Origin of the sequence: Flavobacterium plantiphilum, from assembly GCF_046000495.1 — a bacterium.
Lineage (GTDB): Bacteria > Bacteroidota > Bacteroidia > Flavobacteriales > Flavobacteriaceae > Flavobacterium > Flavobacterium plantiphilum.
Genome location: NZ_JBELQA010000001.1, coordinates 515,731 through 542,243 on the forward strand (window position 1 = coordinate 515,731; position 26,513 = coordinate 542,243).

Here is a 26,513-nt window from a genome sequence, read left to right on the forward strand (position 1 = left end):
ATACGGATTTTTGAAATTTTTAAAAGCTTTTCGATATACTAATTTCAAAGATTTATTAACAACTTAACATTGTCATTTGTTTAATAATTTATAGAGAAATTCAAGCTTTTTTGCCATTTTTTTTGTCTATTAGCTGACATAAGTACTTAGGTATGGTTTTTGTTTTTCAAATAGTAATTCACTAAATTTACACATACAAGAAATAAATATTATGGATGACAATTTTTCACCAAGAGTAAAAGATGTTATTACCTACAGTAAAGAAGAAGCTTTACGACTAGGTCATGACTTCATTGGGACTGAACACTTGATGCTTGGTATTCTTAGAGATGGTAATGGTAAAGCAATACAGATACTCAATAATTTATCTATTGACTTAGATCATTTACGCAGAAAAGTAGAAATCCTAAGCCCTGCAATCCCGGGAATCGATAATAATTTAGAAAAGAAAAACCTGCATTTGACTCGTCAGGCGGAGCGTGCATTAAAAACCACATTCCTTGAAGCTAAAGTTTTCCAGAGTCCATCGGTTAGTACCGCTCATTTATTATTATGTATTCTAAGAAACGAAAACGATCCTACAACCAAGCTATTAAATAAACTAAAAATAGATTATGATATAGCTAAAGAACAATATCTCAATATGACACCAAACGAAGAAGAATTCTTAGAAAATTTACCAAGAGCCACAGACTCTTACAATGACGATTTAGGACAAGATGACAGTTTAAAAGAAGGCAATTTCAACAATCCGGCCAATAAGTCTAACAAAAAATCAAAAACACCTGTTTTAGACAATTTTGGAAGAGATCTGACCGAAATGGCCGAAGAAGGAAAACTGGATCCTGTTGTTGGACGCGAAAAAGAAATTGAACGTGTTTGCCAGATTTTAAGCCGTCGCAAAAAAAACAATCCACTGTTAATTGGAGAACCGGGAGTAGGAAAATCAGCTATTGCCGAAGGATTAGCATTGCGTATTATCCATAAGAAAGTATCCCGAATTTTATTTAATAAACGTGTTGTTACTTTAGACTTAGCCAGCTTAGTTGCCGGCACTAAATACCGTGGTCAGTTTGAAGAACGCATGAAAGCAGTAATGAATGAATTAGAAAAAAATGACGATATCATTCTTTTCATTGATGAAATTCATACCATTGTTGGTGCTGGCGGAGCTACAGGTTCGCTGGACGCTTCTAACATGTTTAAACCAGCATTGGCCAGAGGTGAAATTCAATGCATCGGTGCAACTACTCTTGACGAGTACAGACAATACATTGAAAAAGACGGGGCTCTCGAAAGACGTTTTCAAAAAATCATTGTAGAACCTACTTCGGTAGAGGAAACAATCACTATTTTGAACAATGTAAAAAACAAATACGAAGACCACCACAATGTTACTTACACACAGGAAGCAATCGAGGCTTGTGTAAAACTGACAAACCGATATATGTCTGAACGTTTTTTACCGGACAAAGCAATTGACGCAATGGATGAAGCGGGGTCGCGAGTACACATTACCAATATCGAAGTTCCTAAAAAAATACTCGATTTAGAACGACAGTTAGAAGACATCAGAGAGTTAAAAAATGCCGTTGTTAAAAAGCAGAAATATGAAGAAGCAGCTAAACTTCGTGATGATGAAAAACGCATTGAAAAAGATCTAGCCATCGCTCAGGAACAATGGGAAGAAGATGCAAAAAGTAATCGAATTCAGGTAACAGAAGATAATGTTGCCGATGTGGTTTCTATGATGACCGGCATACCTGTTAACAGAATTGCACAAACTGAAAGTAATAAATTAGCAAAACTACCGGAACTTATTGAAAGTAAGGTTATTGGTCAAAATGAAGCAGTATTAAAAATTGCCCGATCTATCCAAAGAAATCGTGCCGGACTGAAAGATCCAAACCGACCAATTGGTTCCTTTATTTTCTTAGGACAAACGGGAGTTGGAAAAACACAGCTGGCTAAAGTTTTAGCTAAAGAATTATTTGATTCAGAAGAAGCTCTGGTGCGAATTGACATGAGTGAATATATGGAAAAATTTGCCATCTCACGATTAGTAGGTGCGCCTCCGGGATACGTAGGATACGAAGAAGGCGGACAATTAACCGAAAAAGTTCGCAGAAAACCATATGCTGTTGTACTTTTAGATGAAATTGAAAAGGCCCATCCTGATGTTTTCAACATGCTTTTACAAGTGTTAGATGACGGATTCCTGACCGATAGCCTAGGAAGAAAAATTGACTTTAAAAATACCATCATCATTATGACTTCTAATGTAGGAGCCAGACAATTAAAAGATTTTGGTCAGGGAGTTGGTTTTGGAACTGCTGCGAAAGTAGCACAGGCTGATGATAATTCGAAAAGTATTATTGAAAATGCATTGAAAAAAACATTTGCACCTGAATTCCTGAACAGAATTGATGATGTAATTGTATTTAATGCACTAGAAAAACATGATATTGATTTAATTATCGAAATCGAATTGAAAAAACTATATGCCAGAATTGCCGACTTAGGATACAATCTAAAACTTTCCGATAAAGCAAAAGCATTTATTGCAGAAAAAGGTTTTGATAAGCAATTTGGTGCAAGACCATTAAAAAGAGCTATTCAAAAGTACGTAGAAGATACACTTGCCGAAGAAATTATTACTTCAAAAATTACAGCCGGCGATGAAATTTTCATGGATATTGAAGATGGAACTCAGGAATTAACTGTAAAAATTCACAAAACAGGAGAAGCAACTAATTTATAATTAACCGCTTCACTTAACTCTATAAACCCGTTATGTTTTCTTAACTTAACGGGTTTATTCTTTTAACACAATTTCCTTTTATTTCAGCAACAAATAACTACATTTGGCGTTTAAAAAAACAGACTAAACCAATAAAATTATAATGAATAAAGTTGTCGTAGGTAGTGAAGAATGGTGCTCTTTTCCAGAACTAGGAATTCCAACCATAAAAGCCAGAGTGGATTCAGGGGCAAAAACTTCTGCCCTGCACGCCATCAATATAGCACCTTTTATCAAAAATGACGCAAACTGGGTTAAGTTTGACATTAACCCCATACAGAACAATTCTAAAACAATAATTCACTGTGAAGCCCCTTTGATCGACAAGCGGATTGTAAAAAGTTCAAGCGGATTCAGAGAACAGCGTTATGTTATCCAAACCAATTTAAAAATTGGAGAAACTACATGGCCTATTGAAATGACTTTAACTAACAGAGACACAATGGGGTTCCGTATGCTGTTAGGCCGTGAAGCGATGAGCGGTAGAATATTAGTTGATCCGGCGCAGCAATTTTTATTAGGACAACCCACAAGTGATACTTTAAAAGAAATTTATAAAAACTCTGAGAAAGCTCCAAGCGGATTACGCATTGGCTTACTAGCAAGCAATCCTGAATTATACAGCAATAAAAGAATCATGGAAGCCGGAGAAATGCGTGGTCACGAGATGCATTTCCTGAACATCAAAGAATGCTATATCAAACTGGATGCTAAAAAACCTGAAATTCATTATCGTGGGGGGAAAATTTTAAATGAATTTGACGCCATTATTCCCCGAATCCGACCAAGTATAACTTTCTATGGCTGTGCTTTAACACGCCAGTTTGAAGCCTTAAATGTTTTTTGCTTAAATTCATCAACAGCCATTACCCAATCCAGGGATAAACTTTTCTCTTTACAACTGTTATTGCACAGCGGAATAGGTATTCCCACTACAGGATTTGCCAATTCTCCATTAGATACGGATGATTTAATAAAAATGGTTGGCGGTACACCGTTAATTGTAAAACTTCTTGAAGGCACTCAGGGAAAAGGTGTGGTTCTTGCCGAAACAAAAAAAGCTGCCGAAAGTGTTATCAATGCTTTTAAAAGTTTAAATGCGAATATTTTAGTTCAGGAATTCATTAAAGAAGCAAATGGTAAAGACATTCGTTGTTTTGTAATTGATGGAAAAGTAGTCGCCTCGATTCAAAGAGAAGCTATGCCCGGAGAATTCAGAGCTAACATCCATCTTGGAGGAACAGCTTCTATTATCAAAGCGACCTCTGAAGAGAAAAAAATAGCAGTAAAAGCTGCAAAAGCAATGGATTTAAAAGTAGCCGGTGTTGATATTATCAGATCTTCAAAAGGACCTTTATTGCTCGAAGTAAATTCTTCTCCAGGTTTAGAAGGTATTGAAACAGCAACCAATAAAGACATCGCAGGGGAAATGATTAAGGCTATTGAAAAAAATTTCAAATTAGACCCTAACAAATCTTAAGCTGAAATAACAATAAAAAGTATAGAAAATAACGCCAGCAACAGTCCTGCATAATTAAGTTTTGATAATTTCTCCTTAAAAGCAAGCACCCCAATTATACTTCCTAACAGAATAACTCCCATGTTCATTCCTGCAAAAACAGTCGAAGGATTTGTGGAGAATACCTGATGTGCTTTTAAATAGAATAATATATTTCCAAAATTAAAACATCCAACTAAAAACCCAAAAAACAGGTTACTGACACTAAAAAGTTTCTTTATAAAAAATCTTTCATAAAGCACTACAACCAGCATGCAAAGCAAAGCGATTCCGAAAATCACAAACAAAGACGTTGTGTAGGGAACAGTGGTAAAAGCCGCTATTTTTTTAAACAAAATATCAATAATACCAAAACCTAAAAAGACTAAAACAGGATATTTAAAATCCGCTTTTTCCGAATTATCAGTCTTGTACAACACACAAAACAAAGCTCCAAATCCTATTATGATTCCAATTAGCTTTGTGATCGAAAATACTTCTTTAAAAAGCAGCCAGGCCGCCAGAATTGAAACGAACAATGACAATCTTTGTGCAGCATCTGTTTTTACAATTCCAATATTTTTGATGGAAGCAATCAAAAACAAAAATACAAGCGGCAGTAAAATTCCCAGGCTTCCATAGAGTACAAATGGAGTTTCTGTAGTTATTATTATCATGTCCGGAGAAAAGACCACATAACAAAGTAAAAACGCAAAAAGATAATTAAACAGCACAATTTGTTTTGGATTCACTGATGATTGACGGGCAATTTTAAAAATCACACCTACAGAAACACTACAAATAACACTTAATAATAAATACAACATAATTTAAAGCTAAAAAACACAAAAGCCATCCGAAGTATCGGATGGCTTTATAAATTTATGATTTTGTTTTACAGAAAAAGATTCAAAACATAGTAACAAATAGCTGCTAAAAGAGCAGAAATAGGAATAGTTAAAATCCATGCCCAAATTAAACTAACGGTCACTCCCCATCGTACTGCAGACACACGTTTAGTCAAACCAACACCGATGATAGAACCTGTTATAGTATGAGTGGTACTAACCGGAATTTTTAAATGTTCTGTAAAATACAAAGTCAAAGCTCCGGCTGTTTCAGCAGCAACCCCCTCAAAAGAAGTTACTTTTGTGATTTTAGAACCCATTGTTTTTACAATTTTCCATCCTCCACTCAATGTTCCGGCCGCAATAGCTGAATAACAGGCAAGTGGAATCCATTCCGGCATTATTCCCGGTGTTTCTCCGTCAGGAAGTGCTACTTGTAACCAGGCAGGCATTTCTTCCAAAGCTACTCCTTCTTTATTTACATACACAATTACTGCTGCTGCAATGATACCCATTACTTTTTGAGAATCATTTCCACCATGACCCAAACTAAAAGCCGCTGATGATAACAACTGCATTTTTTTCAGCATTTTTTCTGACTGATGATGGCTCAAACTGCTAAACACTAAACAAAAAGCACTTATTGACAAAACAATAAAACCAACCAAAAGCCACTTTATATTATGAGGCTCAAAAGCTACACTCCAAAAATGAGATTCAAACCTGGGTTTCCCTATATCATTAATCATCATGTGACTAACAAACCAAACCGTAACAATCATTAATGCTACTGTAAAAATCTTTGGGTAAATACTTTTTCTTGCTGCATTTAATAACCATATCGAAATAGAGTAAGAAGCAATTGCTCCTACTAATGGTGCCAAAAATATAAAAGCGATAATGATAATAACTCCTGTCGGCAATCCGCCTGGTTTTCCCGGATCATACCAGTTTACAATATTGTACCAGTGTCTAGTAATAGTTACTCCGTCTTCTACAACAGTGTAATCAGAGAAACCATGCATATAAATAGCGTGAGCAACAGCGGCTCCGGCAAATCCGCCAATTAAAGTATGAGAAGAACTTGAAGGAATTCCCAACCACCAGGTTAATAAATTCCAGCAAATGGCCGCAATGACTCCCGCCAGAATTACAATTAAATTAATATCAATAGTGTGTGCTGTTTTTGCTACAGTATCTGCAACTCCAAAACCAAAAACCCAATAGGCTAAAAAATTAAAAAAAGCAGCCCAAACAACTGCCTGAAAAGGTGTCAGTACTTTAGTAGCAACTACTGTTGCAATAGCATTAGCAGCATCATGAAAACCATTTATGTAATCAAAAATAAGAGCTAAAACTATAATTGTTATAAGTAAAGTCATGTGTTATTTCTTCAGAAGAATAATTAAATTTAAGAATGTTTAACCGAAATAGATTCCAGAACGCTGGCTACACTCTTACATTTATCAGTAGCAGATTCCAGAATTGATAATACTTCTTTATATTTAATGATGTTCTTAGCATCTGTTTCGTTTTCAAAAATTTCAAAAACGGCTTTATTATAAACATTATCAGACTTATTTTCTAACTTAGAAATTTTAGCACAAGCCGCTTTAATTTTGTGTGCATTTTTAAAATCTCTTAATTCTTTTACAGCAATTTCAATATTTTGACAAGCTTCAAGATTAATCTCGGTCAATTTTCTGATAGACTTTGTAATCTTGTCTACCTGATACAATCTCATAATACTGGATGCACCGTGCAAACGGTCAGCGACATTGTCAATAGAAGTTACCAAAGAGTGAATATCTTCTCTGTCAAAGGGAGTAATAAAGTTTCTGCTCAATTCTAAATTTGTCTGACGGGTAATATCTTCTCCTCTTTGTTCTAATTCGTCTATTTTTTGAAAAAGAACTTCTCTTTCTTTCAGAGGAAGATTTACTGCTTCGTGTAAATTAGAAGCTAATTCAATCAAATTACTGGAAGCTTCTTCAAAAAGTGGAAAGAATTTTTTATCCTTCGGTACTAAAAATTGGAAAATACTGTTTATTGACATTTTTTACTTTATTTTTTAGATAGCAAAAATACTTTTTTTTATTTGATGTTAAAGTTATTTCAAAAATTAATCCTGCATTACAACAGTTTTTTTCAACTATTTGTACTCTTTTAAATAAAAAATTAACCAAATCAGAAAACACTTCATCATACAATGTGCGTAAAAACTGCTTTATCTCAAAATTAAAACCGGATGAGTTAGCAAATTCCTAAAAACAAAAATAAGTGCATTAAATCGAAAACATATTCGGTCTAAATCTTTTTTAGTTAAATAAGTATTTCAATATTTTTATTTTTGAATGAATCCGACCAAGTTATTTTCACAAAAAACAGCTTATTTATAAAAATTTCAACAGAAATCTCTATAATTAAAAGCAGTAAAAACATATATTTGCTCTTTTTTAATTTTTTTTCACAAAAACCGGAGAAAGGTTTTTGATTTTTATAAAAAACTGTATTTTTGGGAACTCTTATGAAAGACAACAGAATCATATATCACTCTCCGATAGCAACTCAAATTTGGGTTACAATTTCTGTTACAACTACTACTACCCCTTAGGGGTATTTATCATTACATATAATCCTGAATTTATACATGCTTTTTTATTAGAAGAAAGTAACTGGGTGTATATAAAGTATTGCATTTTTAAAATAAAACAAACAAAATGAAAGTATTAAAATTTGGCGGAACTTCGGTTGCCAATGCAAAAAATATAAAATTAGTTCTAGATATTGTTCTCAGTAAAGCTAAAAATGACAAACTGATTGTAGTAGTTTCTGCTCTTAGTAAAGTAACCGATTTGTTGCAATTAGCAGCTTCAAAAGCAGCTTCTAATGATGAGACTTACAAAGACATTGTTGCCGAAATCGAAAAGAAACACTTAGATGCTTTAAAAGAATTAATTCCTGTAAGCGAACAAAGCGGTTTATTAAGTCACATCAAAAGAATCATTAACCACTTAGAAACTATCTTAGACGGTTGTTTTCTTCTTGGCGAATTATCAGCTAGAACATCAGATACTATTTTAAGTTTTGGCGAATTACTTTCATCTTATATTATTGCCGAATCATTAAAACAAAACCTAAAAAACAGTAGTTACAAAGACAGCCGGGAGTTGATTAAAACCAACAATAATTACGGAAAAGCAGCGGTAAGTTTTGAAGCAACAAACTTATTAACTACTGCATTTTTTAGTGCCAATGAGTCTCAGGTTGTAGTAATGCCTGGTTTTATTGCTTCTTCTTTAGATGATATCAATACTACTTTAGGTCGTGGTGGATCCGATTATACTGCAGCTATTATGGCCGGAGCATTAAACGCCAGCGAACTGGAAATCTGGACTGACGTAAACGGAATGTTTACTGCGAATCCAAAAATTGTAAAACAAGCTCAGCCTATTGCTACTATTTCGTACCAAGAGGCAATGGAATTGTCGCATTTTGGTGCCAAAGTTTTATACCCGCCAACTATTCAGCCGGTTTTAACAAAAAACATTCCAATTCATATCAAAAATACTTTTGAACCAGAAGCCGAAGGAACTTTTATTTCTAATGTTTCTGTATCAAATGGAAATCCGGTGAGAGGAATCAGCCATATTGAAAATATTACTCTGATTACACTGGAAGGTCCGGGAATGATTGGAGTTTCAGGTTCATCTAAAAGACTTTTCGAAGTATTGTCGAATGAAAGTATCAATGTTATTTTCATTACTCAGGCTTCTTCGGAGCATTCAATCTGTATCGGAATTTTAAATTCTGATGCCGAAGTTGCCGAAAATGCCATCAACAAAGCATTTGAAATCGAAATTGCCCAAAACAAAATAGATCCTTGCATTGTAGAGAAAAACTTGTGCATTATTGCATTAGTGGGCGAAAACATGAAAAACCACCAAGGTCTAAGCGGAAGAATGTTTAGTACTCTGGGAAAAAATAACGTAAACATCAGAGCAATTGCTCAAGGTGCTTCGGAGCGAAACATCTCAGCCGTAATTAACGAAAGAGACGTTAAGAAAGCATTGAACACTTTGCACGAAAATTTCTTTGAGGAAAACACCAAACAATTGAACTTGTTTGTAATGGGTGTGGGTAATGTAGGTGAAAAATTCATCGAGCAAATCCACCAGCAAAAGAAATTCTTAAAAGAAAATCTAAAAATCAACGTTCGCGTCATTGCTATGTCTAATTCTAGAAAAATGCATTTTGATGAAGATGCAATTGATTTAGATAATTGGCAGAAAACTTTAGAAAATGGAGAAACAGCAAACAAAGAATTGTTTATCGAAAAAGTAGCGGCCTTAAATTTACGCAACTCTATTTTTGTTGATATTACTGCGAATGCTGATGTAGCGGCAACTTACGAACATTTCTTAAAACAAAGTGTGGGTGTGGTTACCTGTAACAAAATTGCCTGTGCTTCTGCTTATGACAATTACAAAAACCTGAAAAAATTATCTCGTCAATACAATGCCCCATTCTTGTTTGAAACCAATGTGGGAGCTGGATTACCAATTATCGATACCGTAAAAAACTTAATCGCTTCTGGAGACAAAGTACATAAGATTCAGGCAGTTTTATCCGGAAGTTTAAACTTTATCTTTAACAATTTCGACAAAGACAATTCGTTCCATGATGTGGTTAAAGAAGCAGGAGTTCAAGGATTTACAGAACCAGATCCAAAAATTGATTTAAGCGGAATTGACGTAGCCAGAAAAATCCTGATTTTAATTCGCGAAAGCGGTTACAAAATGGAAATTGAAGATATTGAAAACCAGGCTTTCTTACCAAAGGAATGTATGGATACTGCTAATAACGAAGAATTTTTCAAATCGTTAATTGAATATAACAGTCATTTTGAAGGTATTTTGGCGGAAGCCATTGCAAAAGAAAGCAGATTGAAATTTGTGGCTCAATTTGAAAATGGAAAAGCTAGTGTAGGTTTGCAATTCATCCCAAAAGACCATCCATTCTACAACTTAGAAGGAAAAGATAATATTGTTCTATTCTATACTGACCGTTATGTAGACCAACCTTTATTGATAAAAGGTGCCGGTGCCGGAGCTGCGGTTACTGCTTCGGGAATTTTTGCCGATGTAATTAGAATTGGAAATGTTTAAAAGGAGTTGCTAAGTAACTGAGTTACTAAGTTGCTAAGATTAAAAAAAGCTTAGAAACTTAGTAACTTAGAATCTTAGAAACTTAGAAACTATAAAAAAATGAATGAAGTAAAAGTATTTTGCCCTGCAACTATTGCGAACCTTTCCTGCGGATTTGACGTTCTGGGATTGTGTCTGGACAATGTAGGTGACGAAATGATTGTTCGAAAAACGACTGAAAAAGGCGTTCGCATCACTAAAATCGAGGGGGCTAATTTACCTTTGGAAGCCGAGAAAAACGTTGCCGGAGTCGCTTTATTAGCCATGCTGGAAGAAGTTGATTCCGATTTTGGTTTCGAAATTGAAATATACAAATACATCAAAGCAGGAAGCGGAATTGGAAGTTCGGCTGCGAGTTCGGCAGGAGCCGTTTTTGCTGCCAATGAATTATTAGGCAATCCGTTTACGCGAAAAGAATTGGTGAAATTTGCGATGCAAGGTGAAAAACTAGCTTCGGGAAATGCCCATGCTGACAACGTTGCTCCTGCCCTTTTGGGAGGTTTTACCTTGGTAAGAAGCTCCAATCCTTTGGATATTATCAAAATTGACAGTCCGGACGAATTGTATGCAACCGTAATTCATCCACAAATTGAATTAAAAACATCTGATGCCCGTTCGGTATTAAAACAAACCGTTTCTCTTAAAAGCGCCATTACGCAATGGGGAAATGTGGGCGGATTAGTAGCAGGATTGTACACGCAGGATTACGAATTAATCGGTCGGTCATTACATGACGAAATAGTTGAACCGTTACGAAGCGTATTGATTCCGGGATTTGATTTAATCAAACAATCAGCCTACGAAAACGGTGCTTTAGGTTCAGGAATATCCGGTTCCGGTCCTTCTATTTTTGCTTTAAGCAGAGGGGCAGCCACCGCCGAAAAAATCGCCAAAGGAATGAGCGAAGTCTACGACACCATGAATTTACCTTATGAAATCCATGTGTGCAAGGTGAACGATACAGGAATGAAAGTTATCTAGTTACTAGTGAACAGTAATTAGTGAATAGTCTAAACTAATTACTTACTACCTAAAACTAAAACAGAATAATTAAATAATTAATGATGTGTATTTGTACTAATTACCAGTTACTAATCACTAATCACTATAAAAATGAAATACTACAGTTTAAACCATAACGCACCTAAAGTTTCTTTTCAGGAAGCCGTAATACAAGGATTAGCAGCCGATAAAGGATTGTATTTTCCGGAAAGCATCACGCCGCTTCCGCAATCTTTTTTTGATAACATTGAAAATTTAAGCCACGAAGAAATTGCTTTTGAAGCGATTCAGCAATTTGTAGGTGACGAAATTCCAACAGAAACATTAAAACAAATCATTGCCGAAACTCTATGCTTTGATTTCCCGGTTGTTCCGGTTGAAAACGGAATCTATTCTTTGGAATTATTCCACGGACCTACGATGGCGTTCAAGGACGTTGGAGCGCGTTTTATGTCCCGTTGTCTGGGTTATTTCAACAAAGATAAAAAAGACAATACCAATACCGTTTTAGTAGCGACTTCCGGAGATACCGGAGGAGCGGTTGCCAGCGGATTCTTAGGAGTTCAGGGAGTTGAAGTGGTAATTTTATACCCTTCCGGAAAAGTGAGCGACATTCAGGAAAGACAATTAACTACGCTGGGACAAAACATCAAAGCGCTTGAAGTTGATGGTGTTTTTGATGATTGTCAGGACATGGTGAAGAAAGCCTTTTTGGATGAAAGTTTGAAACATAAAAACCTGACTTCGGCTAACTCGATTAATATTGCACGTTGGTTACCACAGATGTTTTATTTCCTGTTTGCTTACAAAGCGCTGAAATCTCAAAACAAAGAATTGGTATTCTCCTGCCCTAGCGGAAATTTTGGAAACATCTGTGCCGGAATTATTGCTAAGAAAATGGGATTACCCGTAAAACATTTTGTGGCATCTACGAACGTAAATGATACCGTACCTCGATTTTTAGTCGATGGGATTTATGATCCAAAAGCTTCTATTGCAACGATTTCTAATGCAATGGACGTAGGAAACCCAAGTAACTTTATCCGTATTCAGGAAATGTACGGCAACGATTTAGCACAGTTCAAAAAAGACTTTTCTTCGTATACGTATACTGACGCAGAAACGCTGGAAGCTATGAAAACCATTTACAACACCGATGGTTACATTGCCGAACCACACGGAGCAGTTGGTTATTTAGGATTGAAAAAAGAATTGCGAAATTATCCAAATGCTATTGGAGTTTTCTTAGAAACGGCTCATCCTATCAAGTTTTTAGATGTGGTAGAACCAGCTTTAGGAGTAACTTTACCAATTCCTGTGCAAATAGAAAGCGTACTGAACAAGGAAAAAGTAAGCATTAAAATCAAAACCTATGACGAATTGAAAGCGTTTTTAGGATAGACTTTCAAACATAATATACAAACGGCTATGGAGTAATCTTTAGCCGTTTTTTTATGGGCGTGCCCTCGTTGCACAACGTTTATAAGTATTGGAAATTTAGTTTGGCAACGAGGTCGGGCTGTACGTTCCCGCTTCCCGATAAAAAATCGGGAGAGCTCCACTTCCATCCCTCACGCAAACGCACAAAATCATCAAGTCCTTCTTTTCAAATTTTAAATTAAGTATTGATATTAACTTTTAGCTTGGCATCTTCCGGATACGGAAGAAAACCGAGAAAGATTCAAAATTGCTCCACTCGCCCATTCCTTTCCATCAATAGAAGGAATGGCACAAATAGAAAAATTTAAGCACTTTTTGCGTTCCAAACGCTATAGTGAAAGCACAGTAACAACCTATAGCGAAGCTTTGAAATCCTTCTTGGTTTTTTATAGAGAAAAACCAATTGCCGAAATTGATAATGAAGATGTAATTATTTACAACAATGAGTATGTCCTGAAGAATAATCTTTCGGCTTCGTATCAAAACCAGATTGTGAATGCTATAAAACTGTTTTTTCAGACTATTCGAGAAACCAAGATACTCGTAGATAAAATTCATCGTCCAAAACGAGCTAAAGTTTTACCAAATGTATTGAGTAAGGAAGAAATTAAATCTATTCTGGAAGCTCATACTAACCTCAAGCACAAAACCATGTTAAGTTTAATCTATAGCTGTGGCTTAAGAAGAAGTGAATTACTAAATCTTAAACCTGTAGATATAGATTCTAAAAGAGGAATTGTGATTATTCGTCAAAGTAAAGGCAAAAAAGACCGCATCGCACCTTTATCGCTAAAAATATTAAAAATGTTACGAGAATATTATATTAGCTACAAACCAAAAATTTGGTTGTTTGAAGGTCTAATTGCAGGTATAAAATACGATAAACGCAGTTTATCTAATGTACTTAAACAGGCCTTGACAAAATCACGTATAAATAAGCCTGTTAGCTTGCACTGGTTACGCCATAGTTTTGCCACTCATTTATTAGAAAGCGGCACTGATTTACGATACATACGAGAATTATTAGGTCACTCTAGTAGTAAGACCACAGAAATTTATACCCATGTAAGCACAAAAAACATTCAACAAATAAAAAGTCCATTTGATAATTTATGAGAATTTTTCCTATATTAGCCTAAATAAATATCAGCTTACTTATGGCACAAAGCCAGCCAAAATTAGGTAGATTGGAGCCATTTTATGGCTGGTATAAACAAGTTGGTGGCAATTATAATCAAACCCTGATAAATTATGGACATTAAAAATTTACATTTAGAAAACATTGGGCCATTCAAAATAGCAGATCTTGAATTTACACCTATTACTGAAGGTGAAGATAAACCTATAATTATCATAACAGGAGAAAATGGTACAGGGAAATCAATAATTATTGATGCTATAAGATCTTTATTTCTAGGTATAACGGATGATATTGAAAGAGATATTACCGCAGAAAATAACTTCAAAATTATTGCCGATCTAGAAATTGATCATTCAACAAGTATAAATTTAATGAGTAATGGGAAAAATACTAATGGAAAAATTGATACCAATAATTATGAATTCAATAAACTATTCTCTTCACATTCGCAATCGAAATACGAGGGACAATTTGTAATAAATTATTGGAGTTCAAAACTTTCACATGATAAATTTAATATATCCCATATAGAAACACCTGTAACAAAAAATTTCCTTCACCACTCACTTTCTGGAATTCACACGAATGTTGAGGTTACAAAACTTATTACTTTCTTCGATTACTTGAGCGACAGTAAGGATAAAAGTGAAAAGCTAATCGGAGTTAAAATGTATGATTTGATTAAAAAAATAATTGAATCATCTATTCACGAAGGCCATTTAAGTCACATTTCCAGGACTAAACTCCAACCAATAATATCAATAAATAATCGTGAAATCTCATTAGACAAGTTAAGTAGTGGTAATTTATATTTAATACAACGACTAATTCATTTATTAAAGCAAATGTATGCTTGTTCCATTATTAATAATATACCGATTAACGATATTCAATTAATAAGCGGTTTACTGTTAATTGATGAAGCAGAAAACCATCTTCATCCTAAATGGCAAAAAACTTTTTTAAAAAGTTTAAATTCATTATTTCCTAATCTTCAAATAATAGTTACAACACATTCTCCTTTTATAGTTTCCTCTGTCGAAAATGCTAGAATTTATGTTTGTAAAAGCGAGACAGATTTTTCTATAGTAGTTGAAGAAACTGATTTTTACTCTAATAAGCCAGTGGAAGAAATACTTTTGAGCCCTTTATTCAACACCAGTAATTTTAATGTTGAAATTTCAGAGTTGTTGTCAAAAAGAAAGGACGCGATTCAAGAAAAAAATGCTGAAGAAATTAAAAGAATTGAGAGCCTACTATTAAATAAAAACCCAGAGTATTTTAATTATTTAAATATAGAGGAAATTCTAAAAACAATTAAAAAATGAGAGGAATACAAAGGCTTCCTGAACCTCAAATTTTAATTGATAGAAAGGCTGTTTGGCTTGCTAATTTTTTAGCTTCGGGAAATAAAAGACCAGATTCAAGTAAATATGCACATACATCTGTAAAGTTGCAGTTGAATTCTATGAGTCATCATAAGTGTTTTTACTGTGAAACAAAACTAAAAGGTAATCCAAAAGAGGTTGATCATCACATTGAGGTAAGTGTAGATAAAAATTTAAGTTTTGAATGGACTAATTTATATTTGTCTTGTGATAACTGTAATAACAAAATTCCACATAATTCTATACCAATAACAGACGCATTAGACCCTTGCATTGACGATGACCATACTATAGGTGAGCATCTAAGTTTTAACAAAGAACTTATCGAGCCATTAAATAATTCACCATTAGGCTTAAGAACAATCCAGAAATATAGATTAGATAATGAACTTTTAGATATGCGACGATTAAAACAAGTAAGCTTATTTCAAGATGTATTATTAGAAATACGAAAAAATCAAATACAAGAAGTGAGACAACATTTAACAGCGGATGAGTTAATAATTATTAATCGTTTTCAAGGAAACGACAGTCCGTATTCTTTGATGTTTAAAGTGTTGATAAATAAAATTGGTCTATAATAACTGCCACCAACAGCGGTTTGAAGCAATAGTTGGATTGCTTTGTTACCTTGACGTTTTTTCTTCACGAAAAAATTCTATCTTTAACAGAAAATAATCAGTTCGCTGGCTTCACAACTGCGTCAAGCCGCGGCACGTTACTTGCTATATCACATAAACAAAATGAGAAAAACACTTCTAAAATTCCATATAATCTCAGTTTCGTTCTTACTTGTAAATTTTTTATGTGGAATTACTTTTGACATAAGCTTAAATTATAGAATAGCATTACTTGTCAAAATATTATTTTATTTATCTGGAATAGTTTTGTTTTTCCTTAATCTTAAACCATTTAAGAAGATTGCGCTTTATTTTTTATTTTATCTAATTTCTCCCATTTTACTTTTCCTTTCAATACTAATTGACGGAATTTTTGGCGGAATTTTGATTTCATTTTTTGTGTTTTTCATCTCCCCGCCTGACGTTAGGTTTCAAGATGAAAATATCAAAATTTATAAAGTCCATAATGGATTTCTGGCAGGTTGCTGTCAATATGAAATTACTCAAAATGAATTCTTGCTTTTTGAGAAAAAAATTGGAGAATTTAAATTTGAGGAAAACCTACAATTTGAAAAGAGCAAAATAAGCTATAACGACAAAAAACTAACTATAAAAATGTTATTGAAAGAATATAACTCAGAAACTGAAAATTACTATGGTAAAGATTCTGTAATTACCATTCCTTTGAAAAGATACAGCAGGTAACACACGCAACAAGCAATTTGGGCAATTGGCTTAATGGGAAGTTGGTTTTGTATTTGAGATGATTTGGCAAATCCGAATAATGGGCTTAATTTAGTCCCAAACTGCGTGTAGCGCGGGAACGTCAGGCTGTGAAAAAACCTCATTTTTCGATTAAAACCTTCAAATTTTACTTCGCTATAATTCCAATAAAGCCTTTTTAAGAAGGTTTCTTTTTTAGGCTGCTAATTTAGTTTGATAAAAAAAGTATGCTAATTTCAGCTTTAAACAAGTCGTTTTTAGTAAAAACAAATCTTTTCTCTTGTAAGATGAGTTCCATGCTTTGAGTTTAGCAATCAGCTCGGGAACGCCAAGGATATTGATACTGCGTTTAATGTTGTACACCAGCATGATTAAACTGTGTTCACCATTTACTTTCTCGAGTCCTATTAAATCCGTGTAATTGTAGCCCCATTTTCGCTTGATAGTGCCAAAGATATGTTCGTTGATCTCTTGGCGTTTGCGGTATAATTGCGCGTTTTCTTTGTAACGTTGGTGGTTTTCTTCTACGGCATCGGCATACTGGCTTCGGTCTATTTCCCTACCGCCTTTTCTACTGGTGCAAAGGTCTTTTACTGGGCAAGTTTTACAAGCTGGTGTGCGGTATTTTTGGAAACTATAACCACTTTCTGCTGTTCTTCCCGTTTTCTTATGCCAGCTTCCGGTAGTGCTAAGGATTTGTCCTTGCGGACAAGTGTAGGTATTGATTGCTTTGTCGTAGCTAAACTTGGATACTAAATATTCGGGTTGGGTGCCGTTTTCATTGCTCTTGCCTTGCTCTGGAACAGCAACTATGGTAATGATATTATTTTGTTTACAAGCGTCTAATTCGCGTCCGTTATGATAGCCTTTGTCCACTAAGGCAGTGTAGGTTTCTAGGTTCAGATTTTCTTTGGCTTCAATAGCAATAGCCGCTAATGCATTTTTATCGTTCCGATTGATGGTGTGTGTGGCTACTACAAAATTGTGCTTACTATCTACAGCAGCTTGAATATTATACGATACTTCTACTACCTGACCCTGAACTAGCAAAGCTCTGGCATCGGCATCAGTGGTACTGATTTGAGGTTCTTTGCTGGATTTTAGTTCCTCTTCCAAAAGTTCGTATTTGATGGTATTTTGCTTTAAGCGTTCGATTTTTTTCTGAATGTTTTTAATAGCAACTGGGTTTTCTTGGATGTCATTTTGTGCCAGTTGATCTAAATACTCTTGCGACTTTGCCTCGATATACTCCTTGTGCTTATCGATTTTCTTTTGGTTGTAATTGGCTTTCTTACTGTTATACGCCCGACTTTTAGTACCGTCAATGGCGATGGTTGCACCAGCTATTAAATCGGCATTTTTTAAAAACGATACAAAGAGTTTAAAGAGTTGTTTCAGGGCTTTGGGATTGTCTTTTCTAAAGTCGGCGATGGAGTGATAATTGGGACGAATATCCTCCAAAAGCCATTGCATTTCTATGTTACGAAAACACTCTTTTTCTAGTCGTCTCGAGCTACGAACTCCGTTGAGATATCCGTATAAATACAGCTTCAAAAAAATGGCTGTCGCAAAACTCGGTCGCCCTTCGGTTTTTAAAACCTTAGACTTAAAACCTAGTTTTTCAAAATCAATATAATTTACAAAAGCGTCAATAAACCGAACAGAGTTATCAACGCTTATTTTATCTTCTAAACTACACACTTGTAGCTGATGGCGGGAAATTCCTTGGATATGTTGCATTTTTAAAAATACGATTTTTCTGTCTATAAAAGAAATAAAATACTATATTTGTTGGATAGATTGTGGCGTTTTTTCACAGTCTGACGTTAGCAGATATTTTACCTCAGAATCACGGATTTCGAAAAACTTTACAATAATATTTGCACAAGAACACAAAACACTCTATATTTGCAACATCAATCCCCCGCACGCCTCTGATTCAAGCGCAATTTGCGGGGCTTTTTATTTTTATACTTCTCCTGAATTTATGAAATACCAAAAAATTCCACTTACATCTGAACAACATATCCAACTTTTAAGAAATCGAAATCTAAATATTCCGTGTGAAATTAGAGCTACTAAATATCTAAATAATATCGGTTATTATAGACTAACTGGATATATGTATCATTTACAAACAAGAGATGGAAATCATTCCTTTATTGGAGAAGTTTCATTTGATGATATAATAAACCTATATCAATTTGATAAAAAATTAAGAGCTATCATAATTGAATATATGGAACGAATTGAGGTAGCTGTAAAAGCTAAACTCACAAATAAATACAGTATAAGTCACGGTTTCTTTTGGTATACAAATGATACATTGTTTACTAACAAAGAAATATTTTATAATATAAATGCAGAAATAGCTGAGACCTTTGCAGAACCTCAAGAAGGTTTTCTAAAATCTTTCAAATTTAATTATAATTCAGAGCCATCACCACCTTCAAATATGGCGTTAGAAACATTAACTTTAGGAAAGCTTTCAAGACTTTATAAAGGTTTAAACAATAATGCAGAAAAGGTTGAGATTGCCACTGAATTTAATTTAGTTTCTTCTTTATTAACATCATGGTTAGTTTATCTAACAAATGTTAGAAATGTTTGTGCCCATCATTCAAGATTATGGAATAAGAAAATTACTGCTGATAGACCAACAATACCTAGCAGAGATAAATTTAAATTTAATGGCACAATGACTGATGATTTCAATACAACCATGTATGGTATTATTTCAATAATGAATAAACTACTCATATCTTTTAATCCCGAAAATCATTTTATTTTTAAGATTGAAAAACTGATTGAAGAATATTCCATTGATGCAGTTTTGATGGGATTTCCAGCAGATTGGAAAACAGAAGCACATTGGTATAAAGAAAACGTTGACGAATAAAAAACATCTGCCAACACACGCTACAACGGATTTGGGCAATTGGCTCAATGGAAAGTTGGTTTTTATTTGACAGTTTAATGATGTAACTACATCAACTACGATTAAAAAAAAGTTGCCTTTATACAAGTTTACAATAATACCTGAGGCTTAGTGTGATTTACAAGTTCGATGAATTCCATTTTTTATTGCTATTTTCGTTCGCTGAAAACCTCTTTTTCAAAACAGATAATTAAAGACACTATAGAATAAAAAAAATCATGAATAGTACTCAGTCAAAATTCACGAGAGAAACAGACAGCGAAAACATATGGTTATCACAAAATAACCAACAGGAATTCAACTTTACAGATTATGGTGTAAAGCCTACTGTACTAGGTACTGAAGCCGAGGTAGGTCAGGCGATGTTAGAAGAACTTTATAAAACTGCACAATCTAAGGAAGGTGATATTAATATTGCACTGCTGGGTGGTCGTGGCGCTCAGGAACTACACCGCTTACTGGGAGAATTAGCTAAAACATCCCAGGCAGATGATTTGCTGGGCAGGCTAAATGTATTTACTCAGGATGCGCTGGCTCCTTTGGGAATGGCGAATAGTTTTAGTTTTGTCAGGGATTTTGAACGTATTTTAGGAGAAGTCTTTTTTAAAAAAATTAAAAGTTTTACTCCGATGCAAACAGATACTAAAGATATCGAGTCTGCACTAATTGCCTATCTAAATAAACTGGAAGAGTTGGGCGGTTTGGACATCTTTTTTATTGGTCATGGTCCCGAAGAACATCAGGCTTCACACCTTGCCTATATCAAACCTTTTTCGGGAGCGCAAAGCCATCATATTGCAGGAATAATTCCTATTTCCAGCAGTATTTTAGAACATCATATTAGTAAGTTTAAAGCCGGAGGAAGTCTTGTGAATGAAAGTGATGAAAAAGAATGCCGGGCTGCTAAATATATACTTACGTTAGGACCGGCTGTAATTTTACAAGCTAAAAAAATTGTTCAGTCGGTGGTCGATGCCGACTCTGCTCCTGCCAAGGTTAAAACCTATGCTAAGGTGCTTCAAACTGCGTTGAGTCCAGATAAAGAGGAAGCGGCACAGCAATTGAATTCCAATCCTGGCTTATGGATACGACTACATCCTAATACAAAATCATTTGTATTGCCCAATTTAGGTTTGTAATAGTCGCAAAAAATTCTTGACGCAAATTACCTTACTTTTGACACGATATACCTTATTTAGATGAGGATTAAGTATTAAGTTTGAACTAACAAAATATTTAAACTATGCCATTTATCAATCCGCACATTAACTTTAACGGTAATACCGAAGAGGCATTTAATTTTTACAAATCAGTATTTGGTGGGGAGTTTACCAGAATAATGAGACTTAAAGATCTTACAAGCTCTGAATTTCCAATAGCTGAAAATGATGCTAATAAGATTATGCATATTGCTTTACCTATAGGTAAAAACGTTCTAATAGGCAATGATGTTCCGGAAAGTATGGGACCGGTTAATGAAAACGAAAACAGGTCTAAAATAGCTGTCAGCACTGAAAGTCGCGAAGAAGCTGACCAACTGTTTAACGGACTATCGGTCGGAGGAAATATTGAAGTTCCTATTTGTGACAGTCCCTGGGGATCTTATTTTGGAATGTTCAGAGATAAATTCGGTATTGAATGGATAATAGAGTTTGATTCTAAATAACATACCAATTATTTAAAAATGAATACAGTAGGAACACTAAGGACTTGTGAACGCGGTCATCAGTACTATAAAAGTAGTGATTGTCCTGTTTGTCCCATTTGCGAAAGCAAACGGCAGCCTGAAAGCGATTTTCTTTTAAAACTTTCTGCTCCGGCAAGACGAGCATTGGAAAATAATGAAATAAAAAATATGGAAGAACTTGCAAAGTATAGTGAAAAAGAAATTCTCAAATTCCATGGATTGGGGCCAGCTTCTATTCCAACATTAAAAGAAGAATTAGCAAAAGCAGGTTTAGCTTTTAAAAATTAGCAGGCTTTATATTTTAGGAAAAAAAAAATTAAACTAAAAGTTCAGTGGAACCAAATATTCCAGATACAAAATTAATTTATAATTCATAAAATAAAATGGCAAAACAAGTATTTATCAATTTAGCGGTTAATGATCTCCAAAAATCAATGGATTTTTATGCAGCATTAGGATTTACTAATAATCCTCAATTTTCAGATGATCAGGGAAAATGTATGGTTTGGAGCGAGAATATTTTTGTGATGATTTTATCTCATGAAAAATTTAAATCTTTTGCAACTAAACCTATTGCAGATACAAAAACAAAATTAGCCGGACTATTCGCTTTAGCAGTAGATAGCGTTGACGAAGTAAACAAAATTGTAGATAACGGGCTTGCAGCTGGTGGCGTGGAACCAACAGAAATGAAAGATTATGGCTTTATGCAACAACGCACTATTGAGGATTTAGACGGACACACTTGGGAAATTTTTTATATGGACATCACTAAATTCCCAACCGAATAAACTAAAATACTAAAATCAACATTTTCAGAATCACATACACGTTTTTTTTTCTATTGCTAAATTCAAAATATGGTTTTATAAAAGATCAAAAACCTAAAGTTTTTTTCAGCAATTTTACCAAAACCTTGATTTTTCATCCGATTTTAAATTCTTTTATTGCTAAAAAAATTATTTTGCATAACTTCGTTTTTAAATAGAAAAGGCTTTGAGTCTTTTTACAAATAAAAAAAGATGATAAACCCGGAAGAAGAATTAAAACGAACCATTGGTGTATTTGGTTTATCGGCCAATATTATGAATGTTATTATTGGTGCAGGAATTTTTGCGTTACCCGCTATTGTTGCTGCTTCTATGGGTGCTTCCAGTATTATAGCCTATATTTTTTGTGGAATTTTAATGGCACTTATCATGCTTTGTTTTGCCGAAGCATCGAGTAAAGTAACTCAAACCGGAGGTGTGTATTCGTATATTGAAACCGCTTTTGGTCCTTATGCAGGATTTCTGGCTGGTATTTTTACCGTAACAGGAACGCTGCTTGCTGATGCTGCGGTATCTAATGCTTTAGTCAATGTTTTAGGTTCCACCCATCCCATTTTTCAGGAAACAACGCTACGTTTATTATTTTTAATGCTCGTTTTCTTTGGTTTAGCTCTTGTTAATGTCATTGGCGTAAAACAAGGAATTGGTTTAGTTAAAATGAATACAGTTGCCAAATTAATTCCGCTTTTATTATTAGTTATTTTTGGTTGGGAAGCTGTTTCAGTTGCTAATTTATCTATCGAAAGTTTTCCCAGCATACAGCAATTAGGAAAAACTTCGCTCGTTTTATTTTTTGCATTTCAGGGCTGTGAATCCGGAATAGTCGTTTCAGGTGAAGTGATTAATCCAAAACGCACTATTCCCCGGGCTATTTTTATTAGCATTACAGCCATTGTAATCCTTTATATGCTGATTCAAACGGTGGCTCAGGGTGTTTTAGGAAACCAGCTGCCCCAGTTTACCGCTACTCCGCTGGCTTCGACCGCGAATGTTGTTTTTGGCCCTGTAGGTTTTATAATTCTTACTGTGGGAGCTGCTATTTCAATGTTTGGTTTTTTAAGTGGTGACATCCTCAATAATCCCCGAACACTTTATGCACTGGCCCGTGACAAAGTAATACCAATAAATGCATTGGCAAAAGTTCATCCTTCTTTTGCAACACCGTATCTGTCCATTATTGTTTATGCTTTTATTGGTTTTTTAATTGCTGTCACAGGTAGTTTTGAAAGTCTGGTAGTTATTGCCAGTAGTTCTATTTTAATTGTTTATCTGGGTGTAGTTCTCGCTGTCATTAAATTAAGATACAGTCAGAAATCCGGACCGGATGAATTTACTATTCCCGGAGGACTCACAATCCCTATTCTTTCAATTGCAATTATTCTTTATTTTCTGTCCAATTTAACTCAGAATGAAATCATTGGAACTTTAATTGCTATTGCTGTTTTATCATTAGTTTATGCTTTGATTTACTTTTCTAAGACTAAAAAATAATAGTACACCATCAGTAGTATGACTGTCCTGCATGGAGTACAGGATAAATAGATACTCCTGATTTTATATCTTCGTTAATTCCAAAGAAGAACAATCTTTAGCTATTTAAAAGATTTAACAGGCATCCTTTTTGTGGGGAACCTGACTTTATATTAACCTTTATTAAACAAAATGAAAAAAATCTGTTTATTCATTCTTGCTTTACTAGCAATTACTCCAAAAGTATTTTCGCAAAAAAACAATACTGATCTTTTTCCTGACGGGACTAAAATTCCGGAATGGTTTTTAGATGCAAAAAAAATAAATCCCGAAGATTTAGGTAAATTTTATTCCATAACCGACTACGGTGTAAAAAATGACAGTACTCTGGTTCAAACTGCAGCAATCCAAAACACTATTGACGAAGCGTATCGCAATGGCGGAGGTGTGATTGTAATTCCGAAAGGAACTTTTATGAGTGGTGCATTGTTTTTTAAACCCAATACCCATTTGCATGTGTCTGAAGGAGCGGTTTTAAAAGGGTCTGACAATATTAATGATTATCCAAAAATGCCTTCCCGAATTGAAGGACAAAGCATTGAATATTTTACGGCTTTAGTAAATGCTTACGGGATTAACGGTTTTACCATCACAGGAAAAGGGACTATCGATGGAAACGGATTAAAATTCTGGGAAGCTTTCTGGCAAAGAAGAAAAGAAAATCCGCAATGTACCAATCTTGAAGTTTCAAGACCCCGTTTAGTTTTTATCTGGAAATGTGATAATGTTCAGGTACAAGACGTAAAATTGCACAATTCCGGATTTTGGACAAGCCATTACTACCAGTGTAATAATGTAAAAATACTTGATTTACATATTTTTTCTCCACACGAACCGGTAAAAGCGCCCAGTACAGATGCTATTGATATCGATGTATGTACTAATATGCTGATTAAAGGCTGTTATATGGCAGTAAATGACGATGCTATTGCACTAAAAGGCGGAAAAGGACCATGGGCTGATAAAGATTTCAGTAACGGAGGTAATGAAAATATTATTATTGAAAACTGTGAATTTGGATTTTGTCATGCCGCTTTAACCAGTGGTAGTGAAGCCATTCACAACAAAAATATTCTGATGCGTAATTGTACGGTTAATGATGCAAAAAGACTTTTATGGTTAAAAATGCGTCCCGATACTCCACAAAATTATGAATATATTACGGTAGAAAATATTAAAGGATATGCTTATAGTATGATTTATGTAAAACCATGGACTCAGTTTTTTGATTTAAAAGGCAGAAAAGAGGTACCGATATCTTATTGCGATAACATTACTTTAAGAAATATTGATTTAAAATGTGATGTTTTCTACGATATGAAAATTACAGAGCATGATAAATTAACCAACTTTACTTTTGAAAACTTAAAAGTAGACGCTAAAAATGATGCTATTGATAAAAGTATCATTAAAGGCTTGACACTTAAAAATGTAATAGTTAATAATAAAACCATTAAGTAATTACCGCAGCTGTAATTATTCTAAACCACAAAAGGGTATAATTTTAATCATTATACCCTTTTACATTTTTACACATGAATTTATGAAAATAAGCGCCACTTTTTTATTGCTTTTCTTACTATCTGCAACATGTTTAAAAGCACAGAATACGCCTGCTCCAATCAAGTTAGCAGATGTGATTCTGACAGCAGATCACGCCGACTGGAATTATAAACTAAATGAAGATGCAACGATAAAAATCAGCATTTTAAGATATGGTTCACCGATTGAAAATGTTGAAATTGAATACCAATACGGTCCGGAACAATTTACTCCGGAAAAAAAAGGAATTCTAAAATTGCAAAATGGTGTTGGTGAAATCAATATTGGAACAATGAATGTTCCCGGCTTCCGTCAATTAAAAGTACAAACAAACATTGATGGTTATGTCTATAAAAACGAAATCAAAGTTGCTTATGCTCCATTTGATATAAAACCTACCGTAAATCTCCCAAAAGATTTTGAAGCATTTTGGGATAAAGCCAAAGTGGCAAACGATAAAATTCCAATGGATGCAACAGTCATACACAAACCAGAATTATCAACTGCTACCGTAAACGTGTATTTGGTTCGCTTACAAAATTATAAACCGGGACATTATTTGTATGGATATCTTAGTAAACCTAAGGACAATAAAAAACATGCAGTTTTATTTAATCCTCCCGGTGCAGGAGTAAAAAAGATAGTTCCCATTACGTCGTTTGCTGATCAGGGTTTTATCAGTTTTACAACCGAAATCCATGGTATTTCTCCGGAAACGGATGAAAAACATTTTCAGGAGCAAAGAGAAAAACTTAAAGATTATTGGGCAATTGATCTCGAAGATAAAAATAATTACTACTATAAAAGCGTGTATTTAGGTTGTGTTCGTGCTATCGATTTTCTGACAAGTCTTCCTGAATTTGACGGGAAAAACATAGTAGTAACCGGCGGAAGTCAGGGTGGTGCATTAGCAATTGTAACTGCGGGAATTGATCAAAGAGTAACCTCTATTGCTGCTTTTTATCCTGCACTTTGTGACAATAGCGGTTATTTACATCATCGCGCAGGTGGCTGGCCTTCAATATTTAGCGATAAGTACCAAAACAACAGTTCTGAAAAAATCAAAACAATGGAATATTATGATGTTGTCAATTTTGCTAAAAAAATCAAAATTCCGGGTTTCTATTCAACTGGTTATAATGACAATACCTGCCCTCCTACTTCAACACTTTCAGCTTTCAATTCAGTAAGTGCTCCTAAAGAAATTGTGATTACTCCTATTTCTGCACATTGGCGTTTTGGTGAAACTAATGATAAATCCATAAAATGGTTAAAGGATAAATGCGGTATAGAATAGTTAATGTGTATTTCTATATTTC

21 protein-coding genes are annotated in these 26,513 nt (G+C 34.4%); 17 read left to right on the forward strand and 4 right to left on the reverse strand.

All coding sequences use genetic code 11. The features are described from left to right. The first annotated feature begins 211 nt into the window (after positions 1–211). Together ABS764_RS02195 and rimK are read left to right on the forward strand one after the other, a co-directional pair. Complete coding sequence (locus ABS764_RS02195; RefSeq protein WP_408079504.1) at positions 212–2,761, forward strand: ATP-dependent Clp protease ATP-binding subunit; 2,550 nt, start codon at positions 212–214, stop codon at positions 2,759–2,761. 136 nt (positions 2,762–2,897) lie between these two features. Then, entirely contained in the window at positions 2,898–4,280 is a 1,383-nt protein-coding gene (rimK, locus tag ABS764_RS02200; protein ID WP_408079755.1) for a 30S ribosomal protein S6--L-glutamate ligase, read from the forward strand. Here the strand turns inward: rimK and ABS764_RS02205 are convergent. From ABS764_RS02205 to ABS764_RS02215, 3 genes are all read right to left on the reverse strand, one after another. After that, positions 4,277–5,125, reverse strand: a complete 849-nt coding sequence (locus tag ABS764_RS02205) for an EamA family transporter (RefSeq protein WP_408079506.1) — start codon at positions 5,123–5,125, stop codon at positions 4,277–4,279. The two genes, rimK and ABS764_RS02205, sit on opposite strands and share 4 nt — an antisense overlap. 68 nt (positions 5,126–5,193) lie before the next feature. Continuing rightward, positions 5,194–6,528, reverse strand: coding sequence for an inorganic phosphate transporter (locus ABS764_RS02210; RefSeq protein WP_408079508.1), 1,335 nt, complete (start codon positions 6,526–6,528; stop codon positions 5,194–5,196). A 29-nt stretch (positions 6,529–6,557) separates the two neighbouring features. Next, on the reverse strand, positions 6,558–7,202 hold the full coding sequence (locus tag ABS764_RS02215; protein WP_408079510.1) for a DUF47 domain-containing protein: 645 nt from the start codon (positions 7,200–7,202) through the stop codon (positions 6,558–6,560). 664 nt (positions 7,203–7,866) lie between these two features. Here ABS764_RS02215 and thrA point away from each other — a divergent pair. From thrA to ABS764_RS02250, 7 genes are all read left to right on the forward strand, one after another. Further along, positions 7,867–10,314, forward strand: coding sequence for a bifunctional aspartate kinase/homoserine dehydrogenase I (gene thrA / locus ABS764_RS02220; RefSeq protein WP_408079512.1), 2,448 nt, complete (start codon positions 7,867–7,869; stop codon positions 10,312–10,314). 99 nt (positions 10,315–10,413) lie between these two features. Continuing rightward, a complete protein-coding gene (locus ABS764_RS02225) occupies positions 10,414–11,334 on the forward strand; it encodes a homoserine kinase (RefSeq protein ID WP_408079514.1) in 921 nt (306 codons plus the stop codon). 132 nt (positions 11,335–11,466) lie between these two features. Continuing rightward, positions 11,467–12,756, forward strand: coding sequence for a threonine synthase (thrC, locus tag ABS764_RS02230; protein WP_408079516.1), 1,290 nt, complete (start codon positions 11,467–11,469; stop codon positions 12,754–12,756). Positions 12,757–13,080: 324 nt separating this feature from the next. Next, a complete protein-coding gene (locus ABS764_RS02235) occupies positions 13,081–13,911 on the forward strand; it encodes a tyrosine-type recombinase/integrase (RefSeq protein ID WP_408079518.1) in 831 nt (276 codons plus the stop codon). A 135-nt stretch (positions 13,912–14,046) separates the two neighbouring features. Then, the gene (locus tag ABS764_RS02240) at positions 14,047–15,264 is read left to right on the forward strand and encodes an AAA family ATPase (protein ID WP_408079520.1); all 1,218 of its coding nucleotides are present in this window, start codon (positions 14,047–14,049) and stop codon (positions 15,262–15,264) included. Beyond that, the gene (locus tag ABS764_RS02245; protein ID WP_408079522.1) at positions 15,261–15,905 is read left to right on the forward strand and encodes an HNH endonuclease; all 645 of its coding nucleotides are present in this window, start codon (positions 15,261–15,263) and stop codon (positions 15,903–15,905) included. Before ABS764_RS02240 ends, ABS764_RS02245 begins: the two co-directional genes overlap by 4 nt. A gap of 162 nt (positions 15,906–16,067) precedes the next feature. Further along, a complete protein-coding gene (locus ABS764_RS02250; RefSeq protein WP_408079524.1) occupies positions 16,068–16,649 on the forward strand; it encodes a hypothetical protein in 582 nt (193 codons plus the stop codon). A 213-nt stretch (positions 16,650–16,862) separates the two neighbouring features. Here the strand turns inward: ABS764_RS02250 and ABS764_RS02255 are convergent, their stop codons facing one another. Beyond that, on the reverse strand, positions 16,863–18,407 hold the full coding sequence (locus tag ABS764_RS02255; RefSeq protein WP_408079526.1) for an IS1182 family transposase: 1,545 nt from the start codon (positions 18,405–18,407) through the stop codon (positions 16,863–16,865). 247 nt (positions 18,408–18,654) lie between these two features. Here ABS764_RS02255 and ABS764_RS02260 point away from each other — a divergent pair, with 247 nt between their 5' ends. From ABS764_RS02260 to ABS764_RS02295, 8 genes are all read left to right on the forward strand, one after another. Next, on the forward strand, positions 18,655–19,566 hold the full coding sequence (locus ABS764_RS02260) for an Abi family protein (RefSeq protein WP_408079528.1): 912 nt from the start codon (positions 18,655–18,657) through the stop codon (positions 19,564–19,566). Between the two features lie 257 nt (positions 19,567–19,823). Continuing rightward, positions 19,824–20,744 carry a hypothetical protein gene (locus tag ABS764_RS02265; RefSeq protein WP_408079530.1) on the forward strand — a complete coding sequence of 307 codons (921 nt, stop codon included), beginning with the start codon at positions 19,824–19,826 and terminating at the stop codon, positions 20,742–20,744. Positions 20,745–20,848: 104 nt separating this feature from the next. Beyond that, entirely contained in the window at positions 20,849–21,271 is a 423-nt protein-coding gene (locus ABS764_RS02270) for a VOC family protein (protein ID WP_408079532.1), read from the forward strand. Positions 21,272–21,289: 18 nt separating this feature from the next. Further along, on the forward strand, positions 21,290–21,580 hold the full coding sequence (locus ABS764_RS02275) for an RNA polymerase alpha subunit C-terminal domain-containing protein (protein ID WP_408079534.1): 291 nt from the start codon (positions 21,290–21,292) through the stop codon (positions 21,578–21,580). 95 nt (positions 21,581–21,675) lie between these two features. Beyond that, positions 21,676–22,083, forward strand: coding sequence for a VOC family protein (locus ABS764_RS02280; protein ID WP_408079536.1), 408 nt, complete (start codon positions 21,676–21,678; stop codon positions 22,081–22,083). Positions 22,084–22,314: 231 nt separating this feature from the next. Next, a complete protein-coding gene (locus ABS764_RS02285) occupies positions 22,315–23,613 on the forward strand; it encodes an APC family permease (RefSeq protein ID WP_408079538.1) in 1,299 nt (432 codons plus the stop codon). 171 nt (positions 23,614–23,784) lie between these two features. After that, positions 23,785–25,113: a rhamnogalacturonidase gene (locus ABS764_RS02290; RefSeq protein ID WP_408079540.1), complete on the forward strand. Its 1,329-nt coding sequence runs from the start codon at positions 23,785–23,787 to the stop codon at positions 25,111–25,113. 82 nt (positions 25,114–25,195) lie between these two features. Beyond that, positions 25,196–26,491, forward strand: coding sequence for an acetylxylan esterase (locus tag ABS764_RS02295; protein WP_408079542.1), 1,296 nt, complete (start codon positions 25,196–25,198; stop codon positions 26,489–26,491). Positions 26,492–26,513: the final 22 nt, after the last annotated feature.

Bases quoted from the DNA above. Each gene is read 5' to 3' on its own strand.
- ABS764_RS02195 (WP_408079504.1), top strand. From the start codon at position 212: ATGGATGACAATTTTTCACCAAGAGTAAAAGATGTTATTACCTACAGT.
- ABS764_RS02205 (WP_408079506.1), bottom strand. From the start codon at position 5,125: ATGTTGTATTTATTATTAAGTGTTATTTGTAGTGTTTCTGTAGGTGTG.
- ABS764_RS02210 (WP_408079508.1), bottom strand. From the start codon at position 6,528: ATGACTTTACTTATAACAATTATAGTTTTAGCTCTTATTTTTGATTAC.
- ABS764_RS02215 (WP_408079510.1), bottom strand. From the start codon at position 7,202: ATGTCAATAAACAGTATTTTCCAATTTTTAGTACCGAAGGATAAAAAA.
- thrA (WP_408079512.1), top strand. From the start codon at position 7,867: ATGAAAGTATTAAAATTTGGCGGAACTTCGGTTGCCAATGCAAAAAAT.
- ABS764_RS02225 (WP_408079514.1), top strand. From the start codon at position 10,414: ATGAATGAAGTAAAAGTATTTTGCCCTGCAACTATTGCGAACCTTTCC.
- thrC (WP_408079516.1), top strand. From the start codon at position 11,467: ATGAAATACTACAGTTTAAACCATAACGCACCTAAAGTTTCTTTTCAG.
- ABS764_RS02235 (WP_408079518.1), top strand. From the start codon at position 13,081: ATGGCACAAATAGAAAAATTTAAGCACTTTTTGCGTTCCAAACGCTAT.
- ABS764_RS02240 (WP_408079520.1), top strand. From the start codon at position 14,047: ATGGACATTAAAAATTTACATTTAGAAAACATTGGGCCATTCAAAATA.
- ABS764_RS02245 (WP_408079522.1), top strand. From the start codon at position 15,261: ATGAGAGGAATACAAAGGCTTCCTGAACCTCAAATTTTAATTGATAGA.
- ABS764_RS02250 (WP_408079524.1), top strand. From the start codon at position 16,068: ATGAGAAAAACACTTCTAAAATTCCATATAATCTCAGTTTCGTTCTTA.
- ABS764_RS02255 (WP_408079526.1), bottom strand. From the start codon at position 18,407: ATGCAACATATCCAAGGAATTTCCCGCCATCAGCTACAAGTGTGTAGT.
- ABS764_RS02260 (WP_408079528.1), top strand. From the start codon at position 18,655: ATGAAATACCAAAAAATTCCACTTACATCTGAACAACATATCCAACTT.
- ABS764_RS02265 (WP_408079530.1), top strand. From the start codon at position 19,824: ATGAATAGTACTCAGTCAAAATTCACGAGAGAAACAGACAGCGAAAAC.
- ABS764_RS02270 (WP_408079532.1), top strand. From the start codon at position 20,849: ATGCCATTTATCAATCCGCACATTAACTTTAACGGTAATACCGAAGAG.
- ABS764_RS02275 (WP_408079534.1), top strand. From the start codon at position 21,290: ATGAATACAGTAGGAACACTAAGGACTTGTGAACGCGGTCATCAGTAC.
- ABS764_RS02280 (WP_408079536.1), top strand. From the start codon at position 21,676: ATGGCAAAACAAGTATTTATCAATTTAGCGGTTAATGATCTCCAAAAA.
- ABS764_RS02285 (WP_408079538.1), top strand. From the start codon at position 22,315: ATGATAAACCCGGAAGAAGAATTAAAACGAACCATTGGTGTATTTGGT.
- ABS764_RS02290 (WP_408079540.1), top strand. From the start codon at position 23,785: ATGAAAAAAATCTGTTTATTCATTCTTGCTTTACTAGCAATTACTCCA.
- ABS764_RS02295 (WP_408079542.1), top strand. From the start codon at position 25,196: ATGAAAATAAGCGCCACTTTTTTATTGCTTTTCTTACTATCTGCAACA.